Source organism: Desulfomonile tiedjei DSM 6799 (genome assembly GCF_000266945.1).
Lineage (GTDB): Bacteria > Desulfobacterota > Desulfomonilia > Desulfomonilales > Desulfomonilaceae > Desulfomonile > Desulfomonile tiedjei.
In genome coordinates this window covers 2,062,735-2,079,431 of the sequence record NC_018025.1, presented here as the reverse complement: position 1 = coordinate 2,079,431, position 16,697 = coordinate 2,062,735, and the positions used below count along the sequence as shown (strand labels likewise).

The 16,697-nt window shown below is 50.4% G+C and carries 12 protein-coding genes; 7 read left to right on the top strand and 5 right to left on the bottom strand.

What is annotated here, in order from left to right; genetic code table 11:
• Positions 1–102 precede the first annotated feature (102 nt).
• From DESTI_RS08710 to DESTI_RS08690, 5 genes are all read left to right on the top strand, one after another.
• Positions 103–498 (top strand): response regulator, encoded by a 396-nt coding sequence (locus tag DESTI_RS08710; RefSeq protein WP_014809597.1) that lies wholly within the window; start codon positions 103–105, stop codon positions 496–498.
• A 25-nt stretch (positions 499–523) separates the two neighbouring features.
• Positions 524–1,690: a sulfite exporter TauE/SafE family protein gene (locus DESTI_RS08705; protein WP_014809596.1), complete on the top strand. Its 1,167-nt coding sequence runs from the start codon at positions 524–526 to the stop codon at positions 1,688–1,690.
• Between the two features lie 63 nt (positions 1,691–1,753).
• Complete coding sequence (locus tag DESTI_RS08700; protein WP_014809595.1) at positions 1,754–2,338, top strand: hypothetical protein; 585 nt, start codon at positions 1,754–1,756, stop codon at positions 2,336–2,338.
• Between the two features lie 71 nt (positions 2,339–2,409).
• The gene (locus tag DESTI_RS08695; protein WP_014809594.1) at positions 2,410–4,491 is read left to right on the top strand and encodes a molybdopterin-dependent oxidoreductase; all 2,082 of its coding nucleotides are present in this window, start codon (positions 2,410–2,412) and stop codon (positions 4,489–4,491) included.
• A gap of 60 nt (positions 4,492–4,551) precedes the next feature.
• The gene (locus DESTI_RS08690; RefSeq protein ID WP_014809593.1) at positions 4,552–5,127 is read left to right on the top strand and encodes a 4Fe-4S dicluster domain-containing protein; all 576 of its coding nucleotides are present in this window, start codon (positions 4,552–4,554) and stop codon (positions 5,125–5,127) included.
• A 750-nt stretch (positions 5,128–5,877) separates the two neighbouring features.
• On the opposite strand, the gene DESTI_RS08680 is transcribed toward DESTI_RS08690, so the two are convergent.
• On the bottom strand, positions 5,878–7,095 hold the full coding sequence (locus DESTI_RS08680; RefSeq protein ID WP_237671475.1) for an IS4 family transposase: 1,218 nt from the start codon (positions 7,093–7,095) through the stop codon (positions 5,878–5,880).
• A 925-nt stretch (positions 7,096–8,020) separates the two neighbouring features.
• A complete protein-coding gene (locus tag DESTI_RS08665; RefSeq protein WP_014809591.1) occupies positions 8,021–9,601 on the bottom strand; it encodes an N-acetyltransferase in 1,581 nt (526 codons plus the stop codon).
• A gap of 597 nt (positions 9,602–10,198) precedes the next feature.
• Between DESTI_RS08665 and DESTI_RS08660 the strand changes: the two genes are divergently transcribed.
• The gene (locus DESTI_RS08660) at positions 10,199–10,579 is read left to right on the top strand and encodes a hypothetical protein (protein ID WP_014809590.1); all 381 of its coding nucleotides are present in this window, start codon (positions 10,199–10,201) and stop codon (positions 10,577–10,579) included.
• A gap of 492 nt (positions 10,580–11,071) precedes the next feature.
• Here the strand turns inward: DESTI_RS08660 and DESTI_RS08655 are convergent, their stop codons facing one another.
• The 3 genes from DESTI_RS08655 to DESTI_RS08640 all read right to left on the bottom strand — a co-directional run bounded on the left by DESTI_RS08655 (position 11,072) and on the right by DESTI_RS08640 (position 14,641).
• Complete coding sequence (locus DESTI_RS08655) at positions 11,072–12,607, bottom strand: gamma-glutamylcyclotransferase family protein (RefSeq protein ID WP_014809589.1); 1,536 nt, start codon at positions 12,605–12,607, stop codon at positions 11,072–11,074.
• 683 nt (positions 12,608–13,290) lie between these two features.
• Complete coding sequence (locus tag DESTI_RS08645) at positions 13,291–13,728, bottom strand: TIGR04076 family protein (protein WP_014809588.1); 438 nt, start codon at positions 13,726–13,728, stop codon at positions 13,291–13,293.
• A 76-nt stretch (positions 13,729–13,804) separates the two neighbouring features.
• On the bottom strand, positions 13,805–14,641 hold the full coding sequence (locus tag DESTI_RS08640) for an RNA polymerase sigma factor (protein WP_014809587.1): 837 nt from the start codon (positions 14,639–14,641) through the stop codon (positions 13,805–13,807).
• Positions 14,642–15,420: 779 nt separating this feature from the next.
• Here DESTI_RS08640 and DESTI_RS08635 point away from each other — a divergent pair.
• Positions 15,421–16,326 (top strand): TIGR01777 family oxidoreductase, encoded by a 906-nt coding sequence (locus tag DESTI_RS08635; protein ID WP_014809585.1) that lies wholly within the window; start codon positions 15,421–15,423, stop codon positions 16,324–16,326.
• Positions 16,327–16,697 lie beyond the last annotated feature (371 nt).

The window sequence follows — 16,697 nt, the reverse complement described above, 5'->3', positions numbered from 1 at the left end:
ATCTCTTCTGTCGAATTATGAGCATTTGATGGCATCTATGTTGCTAAATCGTGAGGAACAGTCTGGACCGGCTCAAGAACCTTCAGATACGGTGCACACAATTTGGCCTCGATACTGATTTTCGACGAAGAAGCGGATTCCTGCAATCTCCTGCGACGGGTACTCGAACCTGAAGGCTATCAGGTGGATACCTGCAATGAGAGTACCGCAGCACTCAGACAGATTGCATCGAATCCTCCGGACATTGTGATTGCTCATATCCGTCACGGAAGCCCCGAAGAGATCGATATGGTGAAGCGAATAGAACGGATGGAAGCAGGTATTTCGATCATCACAATTTCCGATTATTTCTCCGAAAGCGAAAGATCCCTCTCCCGGGACAATCTGCTCATAAAGCCCGTTGAGATACAAACTATCGAATCCAAAGTGCGAGAGTTGCTTTCCAAGCGAACCGGTTATCGAAAACAGAATGGGTCCAGGACACTTAACGAACACTAGAGTTCGTCAAAATCAGGAGGTTTACATGAAGCACAAAGGTTGGGTCATTGCAGGATTAGTGATTGCAGTGGCTTTGGCTGCCGTACTGCTGGCTGCTTCGGGAGCGGACGCAGGTAAGCTCGAAGACGCGCTGGCAAAGACTCCCCAGGGAACGGGTGTCGGACAGATAGATCAGAATGCTCCGAAAGGTTTCTTCGGTATCCCGGGAGCACCCAGTTTCTTTCTCCTTTGGCCTATCCTCTGGGGAATCTGGGTCGGATGGATTTTCTCGTCAGTCGGCGCGTTCGGCGGGATCATGGCAGGAGTCGGTCATATCACGGTGTTTGGGCTGGGCGATTACGCACGGTCCTTTAAAGACACAAACCCCGTTCTCAACAAACTGCTCACTGACTCGATACGAACCAGCAACCAATATTTGGTGGGCTTATCCGCCCTCATTTCTTCAACGACGTACTATAGAATGGGGCGTCTTGTGCTTCCCCTCGGTGTCTGTCTTGCGGCTGGAGGGATTTTGGGCGCATATCTGATTCCCGTTCTCACGGCCGGAAAGATAAGCCTCAGGGAGTACATTGGATACTTCGGCATAACAGTTCTCGTGATCGGCGGATTCCTCTTCTATGAGACCACTCCTGCCGGCCAAAAGAGTAAGAAGGCGGCCAAGGCAGCAGCGGACGCATTCGAGCGCGAGCACATGGGCAAAGGCGGCGGCTCGGCCACCAACCATGCTGCAGCAGGCGTTCAGGTCAAGAGCTGGGGCGCCAGCCGGATAAGTTTTACGTTTTATGGCGTGGAATTCTCTTTCAACCCCATCATCCCAATCATCGGTGGTTTCGTGATCGCTGCAATCTCTGCCTTTATCGGAGTCGGCGGCGGCTTCCTGTACGTTCCGTTTCTAACTTCCATTGCCGGACTGCCCATGTACATCGTTGCAGGGACCTCGGCGCTGGCGGTTCTCATCAGTATGATAACCTCGATTTTCACGTATATGTTCGTGAAGGGTATTCCTGTTGACCTGTCCTTTATCGGAGTCGAATTAATTGGTATAATAATCGGGTCGATCCTCGGACCCATGACTTCCAAGAAAATCCCCGATATCTGGTTAAAGAGACTCTTTGTTGTCCTGGCACTCTACGTAGGCATCGGTTACGCCACAAAAGGTTTTCTGGGTAAATCCATATTCCCCGGAATGTAAGGACGCGCTGATACGTTGTGATGAGGGAGGTCGACACCTGGCCTCCTTCACTCGAGAGATCTGATGATTGAGATTTGTCACTATTTCGATCCGTACCTCATCATGCTGTTCCGCATGACCGGATACAGCTTTATCGATTTTCTCATCGGAAATTTTGTTTTGGCATTTCTCGCGGTCGTTGTGGGAGAATTTACGATTTCTCTCGTCTTCCTGATCAACAGAAAACACATCGACGAACAGACAGGTGAGATCGTCAAATATCAGAATCTGTCCATTGATGCTCTGGCCGCCAATGACAAAGAGGCCTATCACGCGGCGAATAAAATGGCGAACGAGGCTTTCGGTAAATCTTTTTTCGCGCAGATCGCCATGTCAGCGGCTTTTCTCTGGCCTGTTTTCTTCGTCATGACATGGCTGCAGTACAGGTTTGCTGAAGTCGATTTTGCGATCCTGTTTACCGACTATACGGTAGGATGTTTTGCAGTTTTCGTTCCGCTCTACGCCGCAGCCTACCTCATATTCAAGCGGATAAAGCCTATGATCCCGTATTTCAGGCGTATCAACGCAATTCTGGATTCATACGGCCAGCGCACTCGAAAAATGAAAACCCTCGCGGATCTTGCTCCGCAAAACAGCAAGAGCACGTGACCTTCGGCCGTGCACGCTATGGTGACCGATACATCACCGGAAAACTAGATGTAGCTCAAGGAGTTTCTTGCATGGAAACAGTAAAATACAGTCAATGCGAAATGTGTTCGGCACGATGTCCCATTGAAGTGACGCTCAATGACGGAGTGGTGTCCACCATTTTCGGCAACCCTAATGTGGGATCGATTGGCACTCGACTCTGCGCAAAAGGAGCAGCGGGAAAATGGTTCCTCTATGACACGGAAAAGCCGGGCGGTCCAAAAATCAGAGTGGGGCCGAGAGGCGGTGGAGAGTGGCGCGATGTTTCATGGGACGAAGCATATACATACGTTGCCGAACGAATGAGCCGCATCAAGGAAAAATTCGGTCCCGAGAGTGTTCTCGTCGGCTACAGAGGCAGCCTGAACAATGAGTTCGTAAAATCCTTTGCCCGCGGCTACGGTACTCCGAACGACTTTACTCATAACAGCGTTTGCCCGTTGTCGCTGCACACGGCCTGTCAGGCCACCCTGGGAGTAGGCCGCAAGGCATTGGGCTTCGATATCGAAAACGCAGAATACGTTGTGCTCTACGGCCGTAACATATTCGAATCTCTTACGGTTGCGGAAGTGAACCAACTGATGGCCGCAATGGACAATGGGGTAAAGATCGTAACCGTCGATCCCCGCGCGTCCAAGACTGCAGTTAGGTCCTATTACTGGGTGAAGATTCGACCGGGAGGCGACTGGGCCTTCAACCTGGCGCTCATGAACGAAATCATAAAGAATCGTCTGTATGATGAGGGTTTCGTCAACACCTGGGTGAAGGATTTCGATGCATTGCGGCGCTATGTAGAGCCGTACACCCCTGAATGGGCGGAAAAAGAAACTGATGTGGAGCCTGCGGCAATCCGCAAACTCGCGAGAGAATTCGGTGAAGCAAAACCCAAGGTGATCTTCCATATCGGATGGTTTGCCGCTCGTTATGTAACCGAATTCCACATGAGACGATCCATTCTCTTCCTGAACGCGCTCATGGGCAGTTACGAGACCCCGGGAGGTTTGTTCTTCAAGAAGGGGCTTGGAGATACCGGCAGAAAGGGCATGAAAGAGCTGCCCGGCACCATAGAAGCACCGAAAGGCGATCGATTCGACTGCATCGGGCCCGGAAAGAAGTTTCCCATTGTCGAGAAATCTCAGGGAATAGCTCACATGCTGGCCGAAGCGATTGAAACCGAGCAGCCCTATCCCGTGAAAGGGCTCATGATCTACCGCTTCGACCCCTTATATTCGGTCCCTGATACGAAAAGGCTTATTCATGCGCTCGACAAACTCGATCTCATCGTGGCAGTCGATGTGAACTGGAGCAACACTGCCTGGTATGCAGACGTAGTGCTTCCTGAAACTCATTTCCTCGAGCGGGGAGATCCCATTCAGGAGCGAAAAGGGCTCAAACCGATACTTGCACTCCGTAAGAAAGTGGTGGACCCCCTTCTCGATACGCGACCCGCATGGCAGATCTTCAAAGAATTGGCTGAACGGCTCGGGTTCGGTGACAAATTCTTCTACACGGATATCGACGACTACAACGCGTGGAAACTGTCGGAAACCGGTATAGAGCTTGCCGAATTCGAAAAGACGGGTGTGGTCAATCTGGCGAAGGATAAGATCTATTACGACCGCCAGACAGGCCTCAAGTTCAAGACTCCTTCCAAGAAGATTGAGGTTATCTCCTCAAAAATGGAGGAAAACGGTCTTGAGTCGCTTCCTCCGTATGAGAATCTTCAGGTTCCGGAAGGAAAGCTACGCCTCATCATCGGAAGAAATCCCCTGTACACCCAGGGTTCCATGAGCAACAACAAGTTCATCAAGGAAGTGCTCTGGAATCATCCTCTTTGGATGCACAAGGATGTTGCAGCCCGCCTGGGCGTGAAAGACGGTGACAGCGTTCTGGTGCGAAACGAGATCGGATCGGGAACCGCTACGGTTTTCACCACGGACGGAATACATCCGGAAGCCGTATTCATGCCTCACGGATTCGGAAAGAAGGCCAAGGCTCAGAAATACGCGTACGGAGTGGGTCTCGCGGATTCCGAATTACAGGGAGTAGTATCCGATTTTGTTGGTGGAAGCGCTGCCATGCAGGAATGCTTCGTAGAAATCGAGAAGATGTGATCGTCCGACAGGTCGCACACCATATGAAACACAAAGCTCTTAATATATCGGAGGCATCAAATGTCGAATCCTGAAAAACCTGAATCACAGCCCGGAGAAACTTTGGACAGAGTCCACCTGTTCCATGATTCGGAACGATGTATCGGCTGCTACAGTTGTGAGCTTCACTGCAAGATGAAGAACAATCTTCCCGTGGGGCCGCGTCTGTGCAGGATTATCGAAATAGGCCCGAGAACACGTCAACATACATTAAAGATGGATTTCCATTTCCTTCCGTGCTTCCACTGCGAAAACCCTTTTTGCGCGAATGTATGCCCGACCGGCGCTATTCAGAAGCGCGTTAAAGACGGAATCGTGTTTGTGGACTCAAAGCTTTGCATCGGATGCAAATGTTGCATAGCGGCTTGTCCCTGGGGTGTCCCCCAGTGGAATCCCGAAACCGGCAAGATCGTCAAATGCGACTACTGCATGGATCGCATCGATAAGGGGCTCAAGCCTGCGTGCGCAACAGGTTGTCTGACCCAGTGCCTGCATTTCGGAAAGGTGGGCGAAGCGTCGGACCTGCTGAGAAAACGTTATGCGGAAGCATTGGAAAGCACTGACAAAGCCGTCGGCAAAGTGACACAGGTGTTGTGAGATCCGTCTGTCCGGCTCTTAGAATTGCCGAAATTAACATCCGATTGAAGACCGGAGTATTGGTGGTGTCGGCCTCCGTGCCGGCACATCTTCAATATGATCAATGATATCGATAGAATGGACCGGCAGGGACGCCGGCCCCTACCAATGTCTTATATCGGAGCGTGGGATAGACGTCAGAATCCTTGACATTCGCTCCAAACGATCTCTCGTGAATAAGACGGAAGATTGTCATCGAGGCCATGAGCAATGATCGGATGACAACGACAGTTTTTTTGGATGACCACCTTCCCTCCTGATGGGTGGTAATCGTTCACATATGGGGTTTATCCCGCTTTCATGAAGAAAACTTGTGGCGTGAAGCGAGTTTGAGCAATCCGTGAAGTGGGAATTCGGGGAGCGACTTGTTTGGCAGAAGTTGCTCCCCGATTTTCTTTTCAGACGAAAAGCCGATGCAATATTACATAGGGGAATTACCAAGACTAATGTCCGATTGAGGGTAGGATCATTGGTAGGTGCCGTGCCTCCGTGCCGGCACGTCTTCAATATGATCAATGATATCGCTAAAATAGACCAGCGGGGAGAAACTGTCTCAAAACTCAAGAATCTATAGCTGTTATCGAAAGTCTTGACGGAATCCAATGCCTGCAATGGGAAGAATCAGTAGCGCCGGCGTCCCTGCCGGCGATAACTTATTGCTTTGTTTGGTGAATTGTTCGCCGGCACGGAGGCCGGCGCAATGCTGTTGACTTAAGCTGCGGGGACATTTTTGTACCTGCGGTAAAGCCATTTGTTTTTGCTTTGCTTGTTCACCCTTGGTTGGGGTGGTCGCTGACTGTTTGGTCGATAGTATTTGACACGATAGATTTCTTTGAGAATATCCTGAAAGATTTCGATGGCTCTTTCAGGATCGTCTGCGGCGAGCACGGCGGCTTCAGACGCGAGCGTCATGACCGCATTCTTGAACTGAGGTTCTCCGAGCTCTCCACCGAGTAACTGGGTGGAAATGGCCATGAGAGTTCTTGAGATCACAGCCATGATCGCAGCTGCAAAGAGTTCTTGCAGGACGCTGTTGCAGGTTTTGCCATGAAATTTTTCGATTTCGAGCCCAATCTTTTCATCCCGGAAATAGCTCTCGATTTCCCATCGCCTGAAATAGAGGTCAGTGATCTCCTGTCTCGGAAACTCCACCTTGTCGTAAAGATTCGTCAGGAGAACCGAGAGGGTTCCGTCAGGATTGGACAGTCTGATGACTCTCACTCTGATGGGCTTGGCGGCCTTTCGTTGTTCAGCCGTCACCTGGCTGAGATAGTTCGATGTCGGAGGAATCACGATTTCGGCTTCGCTCTTCCCGCTCCGAATGAATTCCTTTACTGTGGCGAAGGTGGACGTTGCGGGGCAACGTATCACGAAATAGCCTTTGAACTTGTCCAAAAGGTAGCTGAGAAATTCATATCCTGGGTAACCTCGATCCAGGAGCAAGACACTTCCCTCAGGCACGAGGGGCAGGAGATGTTTGGCTTGGTCCCGCTCCGAAGAATTCACCGGGACCACAGTTCTTGCGATGGGCAGACGTCTGAAGACGTCATAGAGCGTGCATACAAGACACTGAGGATAATGTCCTTTGCCCGCTTGCCCAAGTCCGCTCTCAGGATCAAACTCGGCCCTGAGCTCATCGGCGGCTGGAAGCGTATAGTCGGAGCCATCTATCGCATGAGTGGACATACCATGCCACTCGTCCTTCGGGCTCTTAGGCCAACACTCATAAGCCAGACCAACCGCATCATCGAGTATTTGCCGAAAGATCCTCCAATCCACCTTTTTGCGCGCCTTGGTGAGCGCGCTTCGATGGATCGCCTCGGCGTCAGGCCAAAGGCCAAGAATTCTGGCATGTCGAAAGAATTCACCGGATTTCATGTCCACTCCTTTACCCTTTCCACTGGCGGCAATGGACAAGATGAAGGTGATAAGCTTTCCAAAGGCGAGTTTTCTGTTTCGAGTAAAGTCCTGAGGCGAGCGTTTCTTGGAAGGGTCGATTTGTCCGGGAATAATGTGAAGAAATTTTTCAGCGTACGCGCTAAGTTGGCATGGTTCTTCAAAGCATAATGCGTGCCATAATAAAATCCTTTCAGCAGCTTGTTTTGAAAGAATTTATCGCGCGTAACTACCCGCATGTCAACACAATTCCTTCTGAATTCTCGGAGGTTAAACGTGAAAAATCAAGAACCCTTTCCTTAATTCAACAGCATTGGGAGGCCGGCGCTACCAATTGCTGGGAACTGCTCTTCACAATCCGTGATTACTTTCGAGAATCGGTATAGAAACATCGTGCCACGATTCGCCATCCGGGTAGGGGCAGACCTGTGGAGGCTGTCGCAAAACTATTTGGAGCAACAAAATCGTGCCACGATTGCTACCATATGGTATGCTGTCCTTGGTCGGCACTGAAGATTCCTGGTGGCCAGCGTAGGATGCGGTGACCAGCGGGAACCGCATCAGTCGAGGTCTTTCTCGACCGATGCGATTCGCTTCGCTCATCACATCCTACGTGAGCTAAAATCAGACCAGCAGGTCGATAAGAAATTCATGGCACGATCTGTATGTTTCGGATAATTTTGAGACAGCCTACTGTGTGTCTGCCCTCATCTGGGCGGACTCGCAGGTCCGCTCCTACACTCAGGCAGAGAAGGTAATGAGAATTTCGTGCCACGATCCAAGATAAATCGGGACTTTTGAGACAGTCTCCGGAGGCACGGAGGCCGGCACCCCACCAATACTCCTATCGTCAATCGAGCATCAACTCAGGAACCGCTATGGGCTCCTCCATAAACACGGAAAGCAGGAATCCACTCTGGACCGTGTGCAACGTGGGCTTTCGGTCGGCAGGAGTTGCTTAAGCGATCCAGAGTGATTCCAAAAAGGAGCCGCTAGGGTCGATTACAATGCGCGGCCGGTTGGCTTCAAAATCCCACGAGACGAAAAACGTGAATTGATCCAGGAGCGCATGTTCTTCGGGAGTAGTTTTGGATCTTACCCAGTCCTGGGCTTTCCTTACGGTCGTCTGGATGATTTTATCCAGCTTAACCGAAGCATTGATGCTTTTTAGCTCCGGAACTGTCTGGAGTTGCTCTACAGCCTCTTCCCAGTGAATTCCTTGCACCTTCTTGCGTAAAACATAACCGTTGCCCCTGTCACGGATGACCAGGAGCGGCGGGTTCATCGCTATCATGGCATTGCGAATTCTCTTGCCCGGAGATCCCTCTGCAAGTCGCAGCAGCACGGTCTTCCGCTCATCCAACTGCAAGAGCATGCGTGGCTGCATGCGTTCGAAAATATGTTCGGTCCCGTCAATGGTGAGTTCCTTCAGTCGGGTGGGATCGAACCCCAGGTCCAGAAGGTCGCCAATATTTATGGGATCGGTCGGAGTAGCTCCTGTTTTTTCGAGCCATGCTTTGAGCGCAGGTCTTCGGTAATTCGGCAGTCCCTCAATGGAACGGGCGGGATTCTGCTTGAGAGCCTCATCAAGATGCATCCACAGTTCTTTATCCCCCGAATGGAACAAAGGATTGGTCGCGAGTTCTTTCGGTGCGTACGACTTGATTTTGAGTCGTCGGACTCTCGGGTCAAGATCGATCTGTTGCAGCGATTCACCGCCCGTGTACCCCAGCAGTTCGGAAATTCTTCTCTGAAAACCCAGCAGTTTTGTCATGAATCGCGTGAACATGAACCGTGCGAGCGCATGATTTTCGCCGGATTCCAAATCCTTCTCGAAATAGCTCATCAGCGCGGAATAGAGATCCTTGAATTCCTCTATCGTCCGTTTCACCATGAGCTCGTTGTCGCGCATGTCTATATGAGGCCGTCTTCGCTTTATGTGATGGACGAGCCTGAGAATGGAATCGCGAAGATCTTTGTCGGCAAGAGTGGGCGGAATGTACACCATGTACAGGCCGTCACCGTTTATTGCGGGCGATCCTGTGACCTCTTCAATGGAACGCCATTCAAGTTTTGTATAGATATCGAATGTGGGATCGTCCTGAGGGATAATATTGTCCAGGATGCCGACAGCGGATTTTTCTATGAGAAAATCCCGGAACGCTTTTAGAATACGGTTTCCAAGACCTCGTTTGCGAAACGGTACTGCAACTTCGACATAAACCAGGTAATAACAGGGAATCGGCTTCTTCAAGTAAAGCATATTGAGCCGCCCCAGATTCTCGCCGGTTTCAGCATTAATTTCGAGAATCTTGAATCCGTTATTCCGGCTATCCGATTTCAGACGGTCTACCTTCGATCCGGAAACGGTCGCGTTTACCAGATCACCGAGATCCTTGAAAAGATCGGCCACCATAGGCGCATCGGTGGAACCCAGCCGCACACCCTCTTCAATAAGGCCGATCAAGGCAAGTTTCCCGTTCAAGCTCAGTCGTTGCGATTCCGTTTCGGAAGTCCGATGCCCGGGGGTATTGATCATGAGTACCCTCTAGTGCCCAAAATAAAAAAGCGGAGCAGCTGCTCCGCTTTGTATTCGATGATGACTCGCTACACTCAGCGCAGCAGCGCGGGTATCCTCCTGCTAAAATAAAAGTAATAATAGGCTGTGCTCATGAATGTCACGATTTTCTTCCTTTTCTATTATCGACACTGTAACTCCGGGGCGCCCCTTTTGTCAACAGGAGTTTCTATTCGACCCATGGAAACGCATTAAGAAGACGGGGAAATCTGTTCGCCGAGCGCTCCGGAATGGTAAGTCGACACAGGAGAAGAAATCTGTCGGCGAAAGGCCCTGACTTCATAGTAAGTGTATAAAAACAGCGTCCAATTGAGAAAAGCACTTCTCGGCAATTGGTAGATGCCGTGCCTCCGTGCCGGCACATTTTTCAAATACAAATCAACCGGTTCGGGCCAGCAGGGACGCCGGCCCCTACCGTTCTTTTGAGCTCAATGTGTTCAAAAGGTCAGAAATTATGTCATCTGACATGTAACCGAAATCGATATTTTGACAAAAAATGCTGGATTTTGTGACCGGTTGTTGATAGAGGATTCCCCAATAAAAGCAGGAGCGTGATAAATGCGCAAAATGATTGCGGTGTTATTGGTTGGTTTGTGTGCCATTTCCGCGGGTTTCGCTCAAGCTGCGGATAACAGACTCATACCGGTTTTTCCATCTCAACAACAGCCCACGTACACGCCCCCGCCCCCCAGTGAGGCTGAGCAGTTGCCTTCTCCAAGGGACCAGTTGTACGTGTTCTGGGTTCTTGGAAAAGTCTTGAGTTATCCTTTCGACAAAGTTGAATCCTATGTAGAACACTGGAAGAGTAAAAGAAAAGCACAGGGACGGGCAGTCCCCGCTGCAGCACCTGCCGGCCCCGACAATCCATTCGATTCCGTAAATTGGCGGGAAATTCCGCCTGCGCCTCCGGCTCAGGGCAGTCTCCATACCGGCCGGTAATTAGGCAAGACTTAAAAGGTTCGTGCCGATGCGCCTTCAAAGCAGTAAGATCTGGGGAAACCTTTTTTCTGCAAATAGATTGTTCCCCTAGCTCAGCCATTAGCGCCGATGCAGCTAAGACGTGCTGGCCGGAGCCCCAGCGGGGCGATCCAAATACTAGCCATGGGTGCAACCCATGGAAAGAATTATAGCAAGACCAATAAGTGAGGACCCTGGCGGGGGTCCCACCATAGTTCAACTTGAACTCAGATGGAACCAATGGCAGACCCTTTCAGGGTCCAATCTTTGTAATGTGGCGCGGGTGCCCACGGGTTCGCACCCGTGGCTATTTATGTTTCGTCCCTCCGGGACTCTAGAGCCTTGAGCCGACTGGCGCCAAAAGCAGAGTTAGAAAATCAGGCTGATCTAAGGACATAATACATATGCAAAAAAGGCTTGGGGAAACGCTTCCTACAGGAAGAGTTTCCCCGGTTTTACCTCTTCGATTTCAGTTCATCTCACCGGCCAGGATGCAATTCGATTGAGATAATCGTTCGGAAAACCCCAGAATTTGGCCGCTTCAATAATTTTCTGCTTATATTCTCTCGTCGGCCATATGTCAGTTTTTTTGCCGTGAGATGGGTGAGCCTTATAAACCCAGGCGAATACTGTCTTTCCGTCATCAAGACGTTTTATCGGCAGCCTCTGGTCGCCTCTCGAGTAATACCGGGGATGTCCGGCCTTTTCATCAAACGCCTGCAAAAGAGTATCTTCCACTTCCAGAAGCACGCCCCATATCTGTGAATTCGGTTTTGGCTGAATATTGACGGCTCCACCTTTTCGTGAAGAAGAATAGTAGTTCCAGACAAAATCATAGTCCTTGAGAACTCCCGGACTACCATCAACGGCTCGCTTCACGTCATAGTCGTTGTTCTCGAGCCAATCCAGCAGTTCCGAATGATTCATATCCGAGCCGTACAGGAATACGTAGTACGTCGGTCTTTCCGTGCGAGCATTCTTTCCAGCCGAAGGTTCCTTGATGTTCTTGGGCTCGGCTCCTGGAGTGTCAACCCGCAAATCGGATTGTTCCACTTTCCTCAGATGCTCGTCGATTTTCGATGCCGTGGAATGAGTTGACGTATCCCTGACAGGCGCTGTTTTTCTTTCCGGCCGAGGTTGCTCCCGTGTTCTCAGGTTTTCTTGATTTTTTTCGGATGCGCTTCCGCTTGATGGGGTCTTTGTCTGAGGCGGCAGTACTTGAGGTTTCGTCAACTTCTCCGGATGCTCGGCCGGTTGCGATCGGGCTGGTGGAGTCGGCTTTTTGACGATATTTTCTTCTTCGGCATCTTTGCGGACCTTGGGTTCTGCTTTTACTGGACTTGCTTCACGGGAAGATGGCTGAGCGGCATTTTTTTCGGATACAGACGGGTGACTCCTTTCCAACACCTGATAAATGGCCCCACGTTTGCATTTGCTCAAGTGTTCTTTCAGCCCGCCCCGTGAGACTCTCTCCAGAATCGTGAACGGTTGGGGATCTTCTTCCACGGGAGTCCAGACAAATTGCTTCACCTCATAATAAGGACCGTGATCCAGGTATAGAACTATCCACCATTCTGCCTTTTGCTCGTTGCGGCAGAGCTTTATTGCATGTACTGCATTGAATGTGCGCGCGATGTCCGAAGCCGCTTTCAGGAGTGCAGCTTTCTCCGTTTCATCGGCTGAAGTTTTCAAAGGAAAACGTTGAACAGCTTCCCACCGGCCTCCATCAGAATCTTTGGTCTTCGAGTCTTTGTCCGAATGAAGATCTTTCGGCGTCTGGTCTTCCCGGGTCGAACTTCCGTCCGTTTTCTTTGCAGATGCAGTCTCTTCAGAGGTCTTCTTGGCGGACGATTCCTCCATCGATTTGGTGGCGAAAGGGGTGGGAACAGCATTCTTTGTGCATGCAAAGGAACAGAGAAACAGGAACAGGAGAGCGAGTCGGAAAAAAGAGAGTGCTCGGCGATGTCTCATACCGGGAGTAAACAGGTTTTCTTCATGCAGAGAAAACACCAGCGTGAAAACTCCTTCAGGAATTTGAGATTTCTGCTGTCCGATCGGGCCGGATCATCCATGGCAATTCGGCTCGCGAGACGCAGACCGCACCAGATGCCCTCAAATTCGAGTGCGGAGTATATCAGAGTTGAAAGGTGCAGCATATAATTGATTGATTACTAAATTGAAAGTTTCTGTACGGACCTGAATGAACAGGAGCCGTATTCCTCTTTGTTAGGGTATATAGTGAGTGCCAAACTAATGTCTGATTCAGAAAAAGAGTATTGGTGGGTGTCGGCCTCCGTGCCGGCACATCTTCAATATTAGTAAATGATATCGGCATGATGGACCGGCAGAGAGAGACTGTCTCAAAATTATCCAAAACATACAAATCGTGCCACGATTCGCTATCTTCGTAGGGGTAGGCCTAGTGCCTACCCTTATTTGGGCGGACACGAGGCCCGCCCCTACAATCAGCCCAACAGCACGATAAAAACTTCGTGCCACGATCTGGGACAAATTTCAACTTTTGAGACAGCTTCGAGACGCCGGTCCCTACCAATATCCTGCAATTCACACGCGGGATATGGCACGTAGATCTCGAATCCATCCGAATCGCCGATTCAGTTAGTTGCCAGAAAAATTCGGTCGTCGAATTCTCCCATAATCTGAAAATCGTGGCAATCAGAAGACAACGTCAATCACGTCTTTTCTGTGGCACGATCTTCCATTCTCACTTCCATTACGACACGGCCCCAGCCACTGCATTCCAGGCCGACATCCACGCACCCGCAGTGATTGAAAACCATCTTGTTGGGATCCACGCCGTTATAGAACAATTCATGTGCGGCATAAACAAGCGGTCTGAGCGCACTCACAGCGTACACACACATCCTGCTGGGACACAGTTTGGAAAGCAGATTGCCCGATCCGTCCATGTAAAACTTGTCGCCCACTTTGTGCTGACTATTGCACCCGTGGGAATACACAACTTCCGCAACAATGGTCTTCGCCATAAGTTCCGGAGCGCACTTCAGGACTCTCTGATTGTTCGCGTTTTCTTTGAATTTGCTCAGCTCTTCATCGGAATAACCGAGCCGCTCTTGAAGTGAAGTCCAGACATTCTCAGGAATTTCCATTTTTGTGTTCCTCATCTTTCTTGTGAGTGATACATGCAGTCCGGTGTATTTATCGAATCCGGCCTGTTTCTAATGTCTAATGGTGCGGACGAACAGTTTGAAATTCTGCACGGACGAGAGCCCTTACCTTTTCGACGAATCGGTTGGGAGCCTCGTACTGAGGTTGACGAAGCAGTGCTGCAACTCGTTCGTCGGTATCACAGGAAACGTCGGACTCAGCAGAAGTGTAAGACTGGCAGGAATATCCAGCGAAGAGTAATCGCCGCGGATTTACTATCCCGGTTTTTATGGCATAGGGAATTTGTCGCTTGCACGTGCACTCATTGGACGTGTCTACGAGACCGCAATGTCGTGCGAGAAAATTTCTCACCAGGCCTCGAGATCTGGACAGGCGCTTGCGAAATGCTTCGGGTGTTATTTCCAGTACGTGAGATCCTGTCTGGCTGTCCACCCGATAGACCTCTCCCAGGACATAGACGATGCGATGTGCCCGATCCAGGCAGAGCATTACTCCCTGCACACAGCCGATCATGACTTCTTTCACCAGAAGATCCTGCTCTGGTTCCGGAGTGGAGTGGTTGCTGCAGTATTCCAGGCCTTTATCGATATCCTGTTCCAGCAGAGGGAACGTTAAATTCAGTAATTCCGCTCTTCGTTTTCGCGTGGTGAGCAGGTGATTCACGGCAATTCGAAAGCACCACGTTTCGAACGAACTCTCGAACCTGAAACTCCCCAGGTGGGTGACGATCTTGACGAGTATCTCCTGAGACGCATCCTCGGCATCCTCCGGGTGCCACAACATTCGTATCGCCAATCCGTAAATTCGGTCCTGTATCTTCAGGACAACCGATTCCAGAGCATCGGAATTTCCTTTCAAAGCCTCACGTACGAGTTCCTCGGTCGATACGTTCATATGCTCTTAGTCCTTCCTTCCGTATACTCCGGCTATCGTGTCTGAACTGTTTAGCACAAATGTGCCCTTCCCTTCTTTTGACGTTTGGATTCAGAACAGTGTGACCGAAAATATGCCAGTGTGGGATACATTTCTTGTAGATCGACTGAAAAACTCGAAAGAGATGTCTATAGAAAATGTCAGAATTGTTGTCCGATTGCCAAAAGCGCTTTGGGAAACTGGTAGGTGCCGTGCCTCCGTTGTGAGATAAGTTCCGCTATTCGGGGAAAAATGGGATTTCGAGCTCCAGAGGAGCGAACCAACAGTAGCCATGGGTGAAACCCGTGGAACAGAGCGTAGTCCATAATCTTTGATAAACGACCCTGGCGGGGTCGCCCAAGGCCTAAATGTCATTGGGAACCCCCACCAGGGTCCCCAAGAATTAGGGATTTCGACACAACATTTTCCGTGGGTTGACGAGACTGTCTCAAAAGTCTCGAATACGTAACAAATCGTGCCACGATCTAGGATAAATTTCGACTTTTGAGACAGTTTCTGACACCCACGGCTACTACTGGGTTGCCCCTTCGGGTCATTCATCGAATGCCGCACTTAAGTGAATCCTCATGTGGTGACGAAATTTCAAGGTGCGATGGCTGCCGGAGCAATCCGGCTTAGACTTATGGTATGTGAGCAATGGAAGAACTATTCTAAAGATTAATAGTCCCAAGGATGGACAGACGCAATCCCGTCAAACCATTCATAGTCCGCCTGGCAATGCTTACAGGGAGGATTGAGCCATGAGAGCTTTCATCACAGGAGGGACCGGGTTTATTGGCACTTACCTGAGCACGTTTCTGACAGCGAGGGGATATAACGTGACAGTTCTGGCTCGTACCCCCAAAGCCCGGGCCGATCTTCCAAAGAACGTTGAGATGATTGCTGCAGATGGCTCAAAGCCGGGGGATTGGCAGAGGGAAGTGGCAGGCCACGACGTACTCGTCAATCTGGCGGGTGCAACGACATTTAGGAGATGGGATGAAGACTACAAGCGCCTTATTCGGGATAGCCGCGTAAAGACCACCAGGAACCTCGTTGATGCAATAGCTTCCGAAACAGGAGGACGAGTCGTCCTTATCAGCGCTTCAGGAGTCGGATACTACGGAATGACCGAAGACCAGCAATTAGACGAATCCTCTCCAGCGGGGACCGATTTTTTTGCAAATCTTGCCCGCGACTGGGAATCGGAAGCTACGAGAGCAGAAGATAAAGGGGTGCGAGTAGTCCGAACGCGCTTCGGAGTCGTTCTTGGCCGAGAAGGCGGCGCACTGAATCAAATGGTGCGACCTTTCCGCTTTTTTGCCGGAGGTCCCTTGGGAAGCGGTCGCCAATGGTTTTCGTGGATCCATATCGAAGATCTTTGTCGAGCCCTCCTTTTCGCCGCTGAAAACGATAACCTGACCGGACCTGTGAACTGCACGTCCCCGTTTCCGGTCAGAAATGCCGAGTTAGCAGACACCATAGGGAAAGTGCTGGGCAGACCTTCATTTATGCCGGCTCCCGGTTTTATGATGAGGCTGGTCCTCGGAGAGTTTGCGGAATTCGTCCTGACCGGACAGCGAGTCATCCCGAAGAAGCTTCTCGACAGCGGTTTCAAATTTGATTATCCGACGATTGAAGAAGCATTGAGATCTCTCTTGTTATGATCGGTTGAAATATGGCAAATGTCAGAATTTTTGTCCGATTGCGAAAAGCGCTTCTCGAAAATTGGTGGGTACTGGCCTCCATGCCGGCACATTTTCCAAGACAAATCAATCAGTTCGGTCCGGCAGGGACGCCGGACCCTACCGTTTCTTATAAAGGGTAAGGCGTTCCAAGGTCAGAAATTATGTCGGTTGAGATAATCTTGCCGTTAACAGGTTGCGGATAGCTTTCATGCAGCCGGACAGATCCACAATTCGCACTGAATAGAGGAAACGGCCTCTTGTGATTGCGAGCAAGGTGTAATTTCGCAAGGCAGAGGACCGTATTCCTCATATCGTTGTATTCCTACCGATTCGCTTTTCTTTTCATAATC

Coding starts and splice junctions, on each gene's coding strand:
- DESTI_RS08705 (WP_014809596.1), top strand. CDS start 524: ATGAAGCACAAAGGTTGGGTCATTGCAGGATTAGTGATTGCAGTGGCT.
- DESTI_RS08700 (WP_014809595.1), top strand. CDS start 1,754: ATGATTGAGATTTGTCACTATTTCGATCCGTACCTCATCATGCTGTTC.
- DESTI_RS08695 (WP_014809594.1), top strand. CDS start 2,410: ATGGAAACAGTAAAATACAGTCAATGCGAAATGTGTTCGGCACGATGT.
- DESTI_RS08690 (WP_014809593.1), top strand. CDS start 4,552: ATGTCGAATCCTGAAAAACCTGAATCACAGCCCGGAGAAACTTTGGAC.
- DESTI_RS08665 (WP_014809591.1), bottom strand. CDS start 9,601: ATGATCAATACCCCCGGGCATCGGACTTCCGAAACGGAATCGCAACGA.
- DESTI_RS08660 (WP_014809590.1), top strand. CDS start 10,199: ATGCGCAAAATGATTGCGGTGTTATTGGTTGGTTTGTGTGCCATTTCC.
- DESTI_RS08645 (WP_014809588.1), bottom strand. CDS start 13,728: ATGGAAATTCCTGAGAATGTCTGGACTTCACTTCAAGAGCGGCTCGGT.
- DESTI_RS08640 (WP_014809587.1), bottom strand. CDS start 14,641: ATGAACGTATCGACCGAGGAACTCGTACGTGAGGCTTTGAAAGGAAAT.
- DESTI_RS08635 (WP_014809585.1), top strand. CDS start 15,421: ATGAGAGCTTTCATCACAGGAGGGACCGGGTTTATTGGCACTTACCTG.